Below are 12,576 nucleotides of genomic sequence, written 5' to 3' on the forward strand. Positions count from 1 at the left end.
ACACATGGCGCCTCCGTGACCCAGATGCGGCTCGAGGAGGCCGATGACGGCGTGTATCTCACCGCTCAAGTGCAGTTTGAACTGTCACCTCTGGTCGAAGAGGTCCTGGACAAGGGTATCGCGATCTATTTCGTGGCAGAGGCGGAACTCTACCGGGAACGCTGGTACTGGACGGATCTCAAAGTGGCACAAGCTTCCCGATACATGCGGCTGGCCTATCAGCCGCTCAGCCGTCGATGGCGCCTCAACGTGTCACCCGTACCTATCACCAACGCAGGTTTCGGCGTTTCGTTGAACCAGAACTTCGAGACTCTCGCGGAAGCCCTCGAGGGCGTGCGCCGAGTCGGCCGCATGCGCTTGGGCGACATTTCCGAGATCGGTGACGGGCCGAGTCATCCGGTCATGTTCCGATTTCGCCTGGACACTTCGCAGCTGCCGCGTCCATTCCAGATTGGCGCTTTCGGCCAGTCGGACTGGGATATCTCCGTTGAAAAGACCACGCGGCTCCCGCTGGAGAAGGCCCGGTGAGCACCGAACCGCGCAGCGGCTCCCGGTCTCCGGCGGCACGTCGCTCTCGCGCTGTCCGATGGGCCATCGGCGTCGGTGCCGCGATGGTGACCGCCATCGGCCTCGTGTTGATGTTCCTGCTGGCGCAAGCCACCAACAACCGCGCGTTCTACGAGCGCAATTACGCGCGGCTTTTCTACATCAACGTGGTTGTGGCGGTGGTGTTGATCCTCGTCATCGGCTGGGTGGCGTTCAGGCTTCTCAGCCGTTTGCGGCAGGGCAAGTTCGGCAGTCGGCTGCTGATCAAGCTCGCCGCCATCTTTGCGCTGGTCGGCGTCGTGCCGGGCATGCTCGTCTACGTGGTGTCCTATCAGTTCGTCGCGCGCTCGATCGAGAGCTGGTTCGACGTCAAGGTGGAGGGCGCTCTTGATGCAGGCCTGAACCTCGGCCGCGCCACCCTGGACTCGCTGTCAGACGACCTGATGAGCAAGACAAAGACGGCCAGCGCGCAGCTCGCCAACGTCTCGGACGCAGGCGCCGGGCTGGTGCTCGAACGCATCCGCGACCAGTTGGGAGCCACCGACGTTGTGCTCTGGACCGGCAATGGCCAATTGGTCGCTGGTGCAGGCGCGTCGCGCTTTCAGCTGAATCCCGAGCGGCCTACGCAGCAGCAATTGCGGCAGGTGCGCGCCGATCGCGCCGTCGCGCACATCGAAGGGCTTGACGAAGCACCGGCGCCAGGCGCGGCAGCGCCACCGCCTGCGAGCGTGCGGGCCATTGCTCTGGTGCAAAGACAGGGCTTCGAATTCAACACGGAGCCACGCTTCCTGCAGGTCACGCAGCCTCTTCCGCCGGCAGTCGTCGCGAACGCTTTGGCGGTGCAAGAGGCCAACCGTGAGTACCAGGAACGGGCGCTCGCCCGTGAAGGCCTGCGCCGGATGTACATCGGCACGCTCACGCTCACGCTCTTTCTCGCGGTGTTCGGCGCGGTGCTGTTGGCCGTGCTCTTTGGCAATCAGCTTGCGCGGCCCCTTCTCGTCTTGGCCGACGGCGTGCGCCAAGTGGCCGGGGGGGATCTTCGTCCCACTGCCGTACTGCAGGGCAAGGATGAACTCGGGGGGCTGACTCGTTCGTTCGCCGTCATGACCCAGCAACTGGCCGATGCGAGGGGGGCGGTCGAAAAAACGATGGGCGAACTGGATGCCGCCCGCTCGAATCTGCAAACAATTCTGGATAACCTGACGTCGGGTGTGATCGTGCTTCATGCCGACGGAGTCATCGTCTCCACCAATCCGGGCGCCACGCGCGTGCTGCGGGTGCCACTGGCAGCTTACGAAGGCCAGCACTTGTCCGAAGTGCCGGGCTTGTCCGAATTCGCTCAAAGCGTGCAGCAGCAGTTCGACGACTTCGACGTGGAACGGCTTCAGCATGGTCTCGATCATTGGCAGCACGCGTTCGAGCTTCACGCGCAAGGCGATGCGATGTCGGAAGACGCCATCAACATCGTGGCGCGCGGAGCGGAACTGCCAGAGGCAACGAGGTTGCTGGTGTTCGACGACATCTCGGAAATCGTGTCGGCACAACGTGCGCAAGCCTGGGGCGAGGTGGCGCGACGACTGGCGCACGAGATCAAGAATCCGCTCACCCCCATCCAACTTTCGGCGGAGCGCCTCGAGATGAAGCTCTCCGGCAAGGTCGCGGCTCCTGAGCAGGCGATTCTCACAAAGTCGGTCAAGACCATCGTCGACCAGGTCGATGCGATGAAGCGGCTGGTCAACGAGTTCCGGGACTACGCGCGCCTTCCGGCAGCCGACCTGAAGGCAGTCGACCTCAATGCACTGGTGGCGGACGTACTGCATCTCTATCCGTCCGAGAGCTCTTCGGTCCCCCTGCACCCTGAACTGGATGATCGTTGTCCGCCCATTCGTGCGGACGCACAGCAGATCCGGCAGGTCATTCACAACCTGTTGCAAAACGCCCAGGATGCTGCCGAGGTCAACGCCGCGCGGACGGGGCACAAGGGCGAGGTCGTCGTCCGCACTCGGCTTAGCGAATCCGGCCAGAGAGTACGCTTGACCGTACAGGACAACGGCGCGGGTTTTGCCGAGCACATCCTCAAGCGCGCCTTCGAGCCCTACGTCACGACCAAGTCCAAGGGCACGGGCCTCGGTCTGGCAGTCGTCAAGAAAATCGCCGACGAACACGGAGCGCGCATCGAACTTTCCAATCGTATGGTCGATGGGGCTGTGGTTGGCGCGCAAGTCTCGTTATCATTCGCGCTTGCGGGAGGACCGCAGGGAGCGGTTGCTCACACCGAGGACTTGAAGTCATCCGTCACCTGAGCGCACATGACGGCTCGGTCGGAAGGGCAGCGAGACGACTCCCCTAACTACACAAACATCGGCGCACATCTCAAGCACACATGGCAAACATCCTCGTGGTCGACGACGAGCTGGGTATCCGAGACCTGCTCTTCGAAATTCTCAATGACGAAGGCCACAACGTGGAACTCGCGGAGAACGCAGCCGAGGCGCGTGCAGCGCGTCAGCGCGCGCGTCCCGATCTCGTTCTCCTCGACATCTGGATGCCCGACACCGACGGCGTGACGCTGTTGAAGGAGTGGTCCGCCGCCGGCCTTCTGAGCATGCCTGTCGTCATGATGAGCGGGCACGCCACGATCGATACGGCAGTCGATGCCACTCGGATCGGCGCATTCGCGTTCCTCGAGAAGCCCATCACTCTGCAGAAACTGCTCAAGGCAGTGGAGCAGGGCTTGGCCCGTGAAAACGCCCGCCGCGCGGCTGCCAGCGTCGTGCCGCCGGCGAGCAGTTTCTCTGCCGTCGTCACAACCATAGGTGACAGCGCTCTGGTACCCGCCGCACCTCAGTTGTCACCGGCCGAATTGGGCCCGCAAGCCACGCAGAGCTTCGATCTCGATCGACCGCTGCGCGACGCACGTGACGGTTTCGAAAAGGCCTACTTCGAGTTCCATCTCGCGATGGAGAACGGCTCTATGACTCGCGTGGCAGAAAAGACAGGTCTTGAGCGAACCCATCTATACAGAAAGCTGAAGCAACTCGGTGTCGACCTGTCGAGAGGCCGCCGCAGCACTGTATAATCGCCGGCTGCACACCATGGCCCGGTAGCTCAGTTGGTAGAGCAGCGGATTGAAAATCCGCGTGTCGGTGGTTCGATTCCGCCCCAGGCCACCAGTCATCGTCCCTTGCAACTCAACAGGTTAGCAAGAGGCACACAGAAAGCGGCCTCCCAAAAGAGGCCGCTTTTTTTTGGCAATTTTTTTTCAATTGCCAACAAAGCACCTGCCAAAGGCAGCACAGGCTATCGAACAGGACTGTATGGCTAACGCTAAGTCCATCGCGCCTCGGTGAGGCAGGAGAAACTGCTACCCGCCGGTTGCGTCGCGGCGCGGGACTTCCTCGCGTCTGCCGTAGCGGACGGGGCCGTCAGCCGGAGCGCGAAGTCCTGATCCGGCATCCATGACTGCCGGCCTATGATCGCCAGCATGGCATCCATCGAGAAGCGTTCTACCAACACATCGGCCCAGGCAGCGGGCCAACCCTCGCTCGTGGATCCGCCCGTGCGGACGATCGTAGAAGGGGAATCGGAAGACTTGTTGTCCGATCGGTTAGCCCGACAGATCCGTATCGGCATCCTTCGAGGAGACAACCCCGCTGGCTCGCGTCTGAACCTCGATGAGATGAAAGGCAGATACGACGTGAGCTTGAGCCCCCTGCGGGAGGCGCTCTCCCGGCTCACGGCGGAAGGCTTCGTGCGCTTCGAGGCCAAGCGTGGGTTCCGCGTCAGCGAAATGTCGCGCGCCAACCTCGGGGAGATAGTCACCATCAGAAAGCTCTGCGAGCCTGTCGCGATTCGGGAATCGGTCTTGCATGGCGACGACGACTGGGAAGAGCGCGTGGCGGCGGCTGCGCACATGCTCGGCAAGCGCGTTGCGGCAAAACCTGGGCCGACTTCGGCGGCCGAATGGGAAAGCGCCCATCGCAAATTCCATCTGGCTGTGCTCTCCGGCTGCGGCATGCCCATGCTCATGCACTTTTGCAGCACGCTCATGGACTTGCAAGACCGCTATCGCCTGCAGCTCACGAAGGATGGGGCCTATTCGCGCCGTGCCGAGGGCGAGCATCTGGCCCTGCTGGACGCGTGCCTGGGTCGCAACGCCAAGCTGGCGGAGAAGCTTGCGCTCGAACACATCGACCGCACGCATCAGCAACTGATCGCCGTGATGGGCGGCGCGCCTGCGCCGGCGGCAAAGACGCGGACCCGGGCGAGGCCCTAGCGGTTCGCCATGTGGCGCGCGGCGCGCCACGCGAAGGTCATTCCGGGACCCAGCGTCGCTCCCGGACCTGGATAGGCTCCTCGCATCATGGACGCCATGTCGTTGCCGCAGGCATAGAGGCCCGGCACCGGTTGCCCTCCAGCGTCCAGGACGCGTGCGTCTTCGTCTGCTCGGAGGCCCACGCTCGTGCCCAAATCGGCGACATGAATCTCGACCGCATGCAACGAGCGCGTGTCGAGCACGCGCATGCACGGATTCGGCCCGTGGAGCGGATCGCCGTTGTGCCGGTTGAGCGCCGACTCGCCACGATGAAAGTCAAGATCCACGCCGCGCGCGGCGAGTTCGTTGTATCTGGTCAGCGTGCGCTCGAGGGCGCCGGCTTCGAGATGGAGGCGCTCTGCGAGTTGGGCTGGCGAATCGGCCTGCGTAAGGTAGCCGGCCTGCACAAACCGCCGCAGCGACTTCAGGCCTGGGCGAGCCATGCCGATGCCATAGCTGCTGACAAATGCGGCGTCAGCAATCAGGAAAAATCGCTTGCTGCCCGTGCGGCGATTCGATTCGAGCATCCCTTCGCAGAAGTGGTGGTAGGCGTCGGCTTCATTGGCGAAGCGGTTGCCGGTCGCGTCCACTGCGAGAAGCCCGGGCTTGGCCCGGTCCAGCATGATGTGCGGGAACGTCGCCACGCTGCCATCCGCGCGCTTCATCGTCGAGACGGGCATCCAGAATGCGGGCGGTACATGATCGTCCTCCACCGCGCCGCCGAGTGAAAGTCCCAGGTCGATGCCCCCGCCGGCGTCGCCTGCGTGTGCGACGCTGTGGTCGCGGGCAAGGGCGGGCAACCAGCGCTGCCGCATCGCTACGTTGCCCGAGAAGCCTCCGGTCGCCAGCACCACGGCTTTTCCGATCCGAACCCGCTGTTCACCCTGCGGGCCGGCCATTACGCAGTCGAATCCCGATGCTGTCCGCGCCATGCGCGCGACCCGAGTGTCGAATGCGATCTTGACGTTGGAGTGCAGCAGGCTGCTGAAGAGTTGGGCGACAAGCGCATTGCCCATGACCAGCCGGGTGCCGCGAGGCCGCGTGAGCCGGTCCCTCGCATGGCGCGCGACCAGTTGCGCGGCGCCGAGAAAAGCGCGCGGCTCTCGCATGGCGTTCAGAAGGATCGGGATGTCGGCCTTGGCGACCATCATTCCACCCAGCACCATGAACTCCGGCAGGGGCGGGCGCACACGTGCAAAGTCGCGACCGAGACGCCGCCCGTCGAACGTGGACGGCGCGAACGCCCGACCGCCGAGCGTGGCGCCGGGCAAAGCCTGAAGATAGTCTGGATGCCGTGCCACGGGATCAAGGCGCACCGCTGTCTCTTCGCGCAGGAACCGCAGAAGCTCGGCCGCCGACTCGAGCAACGCTTCGATCTTCGCGCTGTCGGCCCCCGGCCCGATGCTGGCCTCCAGGTAGGCACGCGCCGTTCCGCGGCAATTGTCATCGGCGTCTTGGGGCGAGGCGCAGGGAATCCACAGCGTGCCCGCCGAGGTCGCGCTCGTGCCGCCCACCTGGTTGGTCGATTCGACCAGCAGCACGCTGAGGCCGCGGGACGAGGCAGACAGCGCGGCCGTCATGCCGGCTGCGCCTGCGCCGACAACCAGGACGTCGAAGTCTGGCGCCTGAGGCATCAGGCTTCGCTCTGGAGGATGGCGCCTTGCTCGCGCAGGCGGCGTTGCAACTCGGGAATGGAGACCTCGCGGACGTCGCCGCCCCAGTGCCCATCGGCCGAACACATTGCGGCAGCAGCCCCTGCCGCCTGGCCCATCGCCATGCAGGTCCCCATCACACGCGCCGAGCTTTGCGCCTCGCGCGTGGCGGACAGGCAGCGGCCGACCACGAAGAGGTTGCGCACACCCTTCGCAATGGCGACGGACAGGGGCAGGTCGTAGGAGCCGCCGTCCTTGATGGTCTGGCGGCGATGAGACGACACCGCGAACAGGTCGATCTCATGGCCACCCTTCGCCACCACGTCATCACGCTTGCGAGCGCCCAGCACGTCATCCTCGTCGAGGATGTAGTCCCCCACGATGCGACGCGTCTCGCGCACACCGATCTTGCCAGCGACGCCCGAGAAGTGCGCGTCCTCGAAGCCGGGCACGCGCTCCTTGAGGAAGCGCATCGATTGCTGGATCTGGCCGAAGAAGGTGAGCACTGCTGCACTCAGGCGGCGCGTGTCGGTGGCGTCCACATTGCCGATCTGCGTGCAGTTGATGCTGACTTCCCGGCGCGCCGTGGAGACCGGCACGACGGCGACGATCGATGTGGGAAACATCTCCCCGGCTTCCACTGCGCGCTTGAGAATGCCGCGCTCCCCGAGAAGGACCACTTTCGGCTGGCCCTGCTTCCAGAGTCCTTCGGCGCATTGTTCGCGCGACATCCCCATGCCGGGAAACTCCGCGAGTCCGTAGTCTTCGGGATGGGTCCGGACATTCTCCAGCAGGCGAGGCGTGTCCACGCCGGTCATGCGAAAGATCAGGGAGGGCGGCTGAAAGAAGCGGCCATCCTTGCCGAGTTCGGTCTTGCCGCCGGCGGCGTCCACCAGATCCGCGTCGCCACTGGCGTCGATGATGACCTTGGCACGCACCAGGTGGCGACCGGATTTGTTCTGGACGAAGACACCACGCACATCCCCGCCGGCCGATAGAACGCCTGTCGCCAGCGTGTAGAGCATGACTTCGACACCAGCCTTGCCCAAGAGGCCGACCACCGCGAACTTCATCAGTTCCGGGTCGAAGCACACCAGATGCAGCGAGCGGTAGTCGAACACCGGGCCGATGTAGCCGCCAAGCTCCTCGACTTCGCGCAGCAGATCGCGCGCAATGCCGCCCACGATCCACTCACCGCGCGTGGAAATCATCCCCAGCATGGAAATGCCGCTGACGAGTTCTCCACCGACCATGGGCGATGCCTCGACGAGCAGTGTCTTCGCGCCATTGCGTGCGGCGCTGATCGCCGCCGCGATGCCCGCGCTGCCGCCGCCGATGACCAGAACGTCGCATTCGATTTCACGGGTGATATCAAGCATGGGCATCTCAGACGGTAATCTTCTTGGCGATGACGATGTCGCCCCATCGCTTGACCTCGGAGCGCAGCAGCGTCATGAATGCATCTCGCGAGCCCGCAATGGGTGTTGAGCCCAGGCCGGTCATGCGCGCGACGACGGCCGGATCGCCGAGCGCCTTGTTGAGCGCGGCGTTGAGCTTGTCCAGTATCGCTACGGGCGTGCCCGCCGGGGCGAGCAGCCCATACCATCCCTGGGCGTCGAGGCCGGGCATCGCCGTCTCTGCCAAGGTGGGCACGTCGGGCAATTGCGGCGAGCGCTGCCGGCTGCTGACCGCGAGGGCGCGCAGCTTCCCGCTCTGGACTTGCGGGAGCGCCGTCTGCACCAGGTCCATGACGAACTCGATCTGACCCCCCATAAGGTCGATGATGGCGGGACCCGTGCCGCGATAGGGCACATGGGTGAAGTTTGCGCCGGTGTTCGATGCGACGAGCTCCGGCAACAGATGCGTCAACGTGCCTGCGCCGCCCGACCCGTACGGGATGGGTTTGGACTTGCCTGCGGCGATGACGTCGGCGAACGTCTTATAGGGGGAATCCGAGCGCACGACCGCGACGAGCGGCGTCGCCGCGACGCCGCCGACTGCGGCGAAATCCGCGATCGCGTCAAAGGGCAAGGGCTTCATCATCGTGGCGTTGATGGCGTGCCCGTTGGAGGCCATGAGCAATGTGTACCCGTCTTTGGGCGCCCTCGCGACCAACGCTGCGGCGATGGTGCCGCCGGCACCTGCCCGGTTGTCGATGATGACGCTCTGCTTGAGCTGCGCCGCAAGCAGCGGGGCCGCGATCCGGGCGAGTGAATCGGCGATGCCGCCGGCCGCGAATCCCACGACGATCGTGACGGGTCGCGAAGGATAGGCCTGTTCGGCGCCGGCGAGCGGGGCGAGGCCGGCAAGGCCCGCGGCAGCCAGGAACGCCCGCCTTCGCGGAAACCATTCGCGCTCGGACGTGTTGGAAAGTTCAGGGGCGATGGTTGTCATGCGATGTCTCCAATATGCTTGAGATGGGGCGGTTCCGCATCAGCGAAAGAAATCGAGCAGCTTCTGAAGCTGGCCCTCCAGCACCTGCTTGCCCGGATGGATTTCGCAGCCCAAGCTGCGCGCGGCAAGCAGGAGCGGCGTGAGTTCCGGGGTCATGACGACCTCGGCGACAACATGCGAGCTACGCAGCAACCCGGGGTCGATAGGAAGACGCGGGTCGCCGGCCATTCCGACAGGGCTGGCGTTGACGACCAGCTGAAACCCAGAGGTCGATGTAGCCCTTCCGGCATCGAAGCGCGTGCCCTCTGGGCCGAGTTCGCAGAGACGCGATGCAAGCCGTTGCGCGCGCGAGATATCGATGTCGGAGACGGACACGCGTGCGGCGCCCGCTTCCGAGAGCGCGAGCGCAATGGCAGAGCCGACGCCACCTGCGCCCAGTACCAGTGCCGAGCAACCGGCAATCGCGAAGCCCCGCGCACCGAGACCGGACACGAAGCCGTAGCCATCGAAGAGATCGCCACAGGCCTTGCCGTTGCGAAAGCGAATGGCGTTCACGGCGCCGGCGACGCGCGCGGCCACCGAAAGCTCGTCCATCCAGGACGCCAGCGCAATCTTGTGCGGAACCGTGACGATCCATCCGCGCAGATTGCCGAGCTGTTGGGCGCCTTCGAAGACTTTCCGGAGGTCATCGGGCCTGACTCGAGCTGGCAAAACGAGGACGTTGTCGCCCGCTGCCATGTAGTGCGGATTCATAAGTTGAGGCGCCTTCACCTGATCGATGGGGTGCCCGACGATCCATACGAACTGGGTCTGTGCGTCGACAGGGCAGACCTCAGCGTGATTCTGTTGATTCGCCTTCATTAATCGATGCTATCACTATCATCGATGATTCGCAAAGCATCGGTGGATTCATTGATGCGGAGTCTCGTGCATGGCGCGTATCAGGGTGCCTGGCGCTGGGAGCGCGTCACGCCCGAACTTCGCAAGGCCGGATACCCCAGCCTTTGGCATTGAAAGACCTGAGGGAATCGCCTGGGTCCAGGCCGCGCCCCGGTGTTCCAGGCCGTTTCTACATGTATCGAATCATGGCTCGCCGATGAATTGGCTGACACGGCACCGCCTTCGTGTCCGACGTTTGCCTTACGTCCCGCACCCTAGGTTAGCGGGCGATGAACCGCATGCGGGTCACCTACATCTATGGAAATTCTCGTTGTCGTCGGTACCCTGTCAGGCTTGGGGGGCATCGAAGTGTGTGTCCGGTCCCTGGCGGAGGAAGCGCAGGCGCACGGTGACCGCGTTCGCGTGCTCGCGTTGTGTCCCAGTGTTCGAGATCCCAAATGGCATGAAGGGATCGCCTATACGGAAGTCGAAAACGGTTCGACCTCGTTGAAGACCCAGATGCTGCGGGGCCTGCCGGCCTTTGTTCGTACCTGCAAGACGCAGCTGCCGGACGCTGTCGTCGTCATCTACAGCTCCACGCTTCTGCTCGTCAAATTGGGGCTGTGGCTTGCGCGCCTCAAACGTCCGGTTTTGGCGTGGCTGCATTTTTCAACGGTCCATCGGCAGCGAACCGACCTTCTCAGGTTTGCAGACGGGCACCTCTGCATCAGTCCGCAAATCGCCGATGCAACCAAGCTTGTGCCAGGTGTTCGACCCGAAGCTGTGCACCTCGTCTACAACGGCACGCGCATGGAATCGGTTGTGCCGATTCCCCGGTCAGAGCAGGGCCCGTTGCGCCTGCTGCACGTCGGGCGGCTCATGCGCGGCGATCAAAAGTGCACTGACGACCTCTTGCGCGCGCTCGCTCGAGTGCAAGCGGACTGGCGACTGGACCTGATCGGCTCGGGCAGTCCGGAAACGGAGTTGGCGGAGCTCCAATCCCTGGCTGAGGAGTTGGGCATCGCGGATCGACTGAATTGGCTCGGCCGCCAAGAGGAGCCCTGGCATTCCATCCAAGAGGCGGATGCCCTCGTCCTCTGCTCGTCCTATGAAGGCTTTCCGTTGGTCTTGATCGAGGCGATGGCGCGCGGCATTCCGTGCATCAGCAGCGATTGCCCGTCGGGGCCGAGCGACATCATCCGTCCCGGCGAGAACGGATGGCTGTTTGGCGTGGGCGATGTGGAGGCATTGAGCGATCTCATACAGCGGGTTGCCAGTGACCGCTCCTTGCTCCCTACTGCCGATGCGGTTCGCGACTCAGTGCAGAACTTCAGCAGCCCGAGGGTGTTCCAGCGGATCAGGGACGCGATCGAACGTACAGCGGTCTGAACGTTCGCCCCGATAGATCGGGCCGATTCGGTGCGCCGTGCAGTGATTTGAACCATTCGGCACCACCTTCGCGCGCTGTAGGCACCACTTTTGCTTGCGGAAGCGGCGCATTTGCCCAATAGAGGCAAAGCGCACCACTTCAACGCCAAAACTCCCGCAAGCTTTCATGGACGCACTAACACAGGGCGCGAACGCGCTGTTCCTCCTCTTGGGCGCAGTCATGGTCCTCGCCATGCATGCCGGATTCGCATTTCTTGAACTCGGCACAGTCCGCAAGAAGAATCAGGTCAACGCACTCGTGAAGATCCTCGTGGACTTCTCCGTCTCCACGGTTGTCTATTTCCTGGTGGGATATGGAGTGGCATACGGCACGCATTTCTTTGTGGGCGCCGAGGAGCTCGCCGCGAAGAGCGGCTTCGAGTTGGTGCGGTTCTTCTTCCTCCTGACCTTCGCTGCTGCGATCCCCGCGATCATTTCGGGAGGCATTGCGGAGCGTGCCAAGTTCTGGCCGCAGTTGATCGCCACGGCGGTGATCGTCGGATTTGTCTACCCTCTGTACGAGGGCATTGCCTGGAACAAGGCGTTCGGCATCCAGGCCTGGATCGCTTCGGTGACCGGGAGCGAGTTCCACGATTTCGCCGGATCCGTGGTCGTCCACGCGGTCGGGGGGTGGCTGGCGCTGCCCGCGGTACTCCTGCTTGGGGCACGCCGCAACCGGTATCGCGGCGACGGCTCGCTGAGCGCTCATCCGCCGTCGAGCATTCCTTTCCTGGCCTTGGGCGCGTGGGTCCTTTGCATCGGCTGGTTCGGCTTCAACGTGATGAGCGCGCAGACGCTCGACAGGATTTCAGGACTCGTGGCGGTGAATTCGTTAATGGCCATGGTCGGAGGCACGCTGGTGGCGCTGGCACTGGGCAAGAACGACCCAGGGTTCGTCTACAACGGCCCTTTGGCCGGCCTGGTGGCCGTTTGTGCGGGCTCCGACCTCATGCACCCTTTGGGGGCATTGGTCGTCGGCGGCGTGGCGGGCGCAATCTTCGTGGTGATGTTCACGCTCACGCAAAACAAGTGGCGTATCGACGATGTCCTTGGCGTCTGGCCCCTTCATGGCCTTTGCGGAACCTGGGGCGGTCTCGCGGCAGGCATCTTCGGCAGCAAGGCGCTCGGCGGTATCGGCGGTGTGAGCCTGATGGCCCAGTTGATCGGCGTCGCGATCGGTGTGGCTTGGGCTGCGCTGGCAGGCGCGGCGGTGTACGGCACGCTCAAGGCGACCTTGGGCTTGCGGTTGTCGCAGGAAGAGGAATACGACGGCGCGGATCTGTCGATCCATCACATCACGGCGACTCCCGAACGCGAACCGACCTGGTAGGCGCGGTCGCACGCCCGGCCCTGTCGGTCGCA

At 63.9% G+C, this 12,576-nt stretch carries 10 protein-coding genes and 1 tRNA gene; 7 read left to right on the forward strand and 4 right to left on the reverse strand.

What is annotated here, in order from left to right; translation table 11 throughout:
- Positions 1-15 precede the first annotated feature (15 nt).
- The 5 genes from AC1DMA_RS28970 to AC1DMA_RS28990 all read left to right on the forward strand — a co-directional run bounded on the left by AC1DMA_RS28970 (position 16) and on the right by AC1DMA_RS28990 (position 4,822).
- A complete protein-coding gene (locus AC1DMA_RS28970; protein WP_478128722.1) occupies positions 16-528 on the forward strand; it encodes a DUF4390 domain-containing protein in 513 nt (170 codons plus the stop codon).
- On the forward strand, positions 525-2,849 hold the full coding sequence (locus AC1DMA_RS28975) for a sensor histidine kinase (RefSeq protein ID WP_478128723.1): 2,325 nt from the start codon (positions 525-527) through the stop codon (positions 2,847-2,849). The genes AC1DMA_RS28970 and AC1DMA_RS28975 overlap by 4 nt, the downstream gene beginning before the upstream one ends.
- Positions 2,850-2,929: 80 nt before the next feature.
- Positions 2,930-3,625: a response regulator gene (locus AC1DMA_RS28980; protein ID WP_478105071.1), complete on the forward strand. Its 696-nt coding sequence runs from the start codon at positions 2,930-2,932 to the stop codon at positions 3,623-3,625.
- An 18-nt stretch (positions 3,626-3,643) separates the two neighbouring features.
- Positions 3,644-3,719: transfer RNA gene (locus AC1DMA_RS28985), tRNA-Phe, on the forward strand.
- A 311-nt stretch (positions 3,720-4,030) separates the two neighbouring features.
- The gene (locus tag AC1DMA_RS28990; RefSeq protein ID WP_478128724.1) at positions 4,031-4,822 is read left to right on the forward strand and encodes a GntR family transcriptional regulator; all 792 of its coding nucleotides are present in this window, start codon (positions 4,031-4,033) and stop codon (positions 4,820-4,822) included.
- Here AC1DMA_RS28990 and AC1DMA_RS28995 read toward each other — a convergent pair.
- Genes AC1DMA_RS28995 through AC1DMA_RS29010 form a run of 4 tightly spaced genes read right to left on the reverse strand, consistent with a single transcriptional unit; the run spans position 4,819 to position 9,768 of the window.
- A complete protein-coding gene (locus AC1DMA_RS28995; protein ID WP_478146312.1) occupies positions 4,819-6,495 on the reverse strand; it encodes an FAD-dependent oxidoreductase in 1,677 nt (558 codons plus the stop codon). The genes AC1DMA_RS28990 and AC1DMA_RS28995 overlap by 4 nt on opposite strands.
- Positions 6,495-7,892 carry an FAD-dependent oxidoreductase gene (locus AC1DMA_RS29000; RefSeq protein ID WP_478146313.1) on the reverse strand — a complete coding sequence of 466 codons (1,398 nt, stop codon included), beginning with the start codon at positions 7,890-7,892 and terminating at the stop codon, positions 6,495-6,497. Before AC1DMA_RS29000 ends, AC1DMA_RS28995 begins: the two co-directional genes overlap by 1 nt.
- Before the next feature lie 7 nt (positions 7,893-7,899).
- On the reverse strand, positions 7,900-8,907 hold the full coding sequence (locus AC1DMA_RS29005) for a tripartite tricarboxylate transporter substrate binding protein (protein WP_478146314.1): 1,008 nt from the start codon (positions 8,905-8,907) through the stop codon (positions 7,900-7,902).
- Positions 8,908-8,946: 39 nt separating this feature from the next.
- Positions 8,947-9,768 carry a shikimate dehydrogenase family protein gene (locus AC1DMA_RS29010; RefSeq protein WP_478146315.1) on the reverse strand — a complete coding sequence of 274 codons (822 nt, stop codon included), beginning with the start codon at positions 9,766-9,768 and terminating at the stop codon, positions 8,947-8,949.
- A gap of 336 nt (positions 9,769-10,104) precedes the next feature.
- Here AC1DMA_RS29010 and AC1DMA_RS29015 point away from each other — a divergent pair, with 336 nt between their 5' ends.
- The gene (locus AC1DMA_RS29015) at positions 10,105-11,175 is read left to right on the forward strand and encodes a glycosyltransferase (protein ID WP_478146316.1); all 1,071 of its coding nucleotides are present in this window, start codon (positions 10,105-10,107) and stop codon (positions 11,173-11,175) included.
- Between the two features lie 166 nt (positions 11,176-11,341).
- Positions 11,342-12,544 carry an ammonium transporter gene (locus AC1DMA_RS29020; protein ID WP_478128730.1) on the forward strand — a complete coding sequence of 401 codons (1,203 nt, stop codon included), beginning with the start codon at positions 11,342-11,344 and terminating at the stop codon, positions 12,542-12,544.
- Positions 12,545-12,576 lie beyond the last annotated feature (32 nt).

This window comes from Variovorax sp. 05N34 (assembly GCF_056397405.1).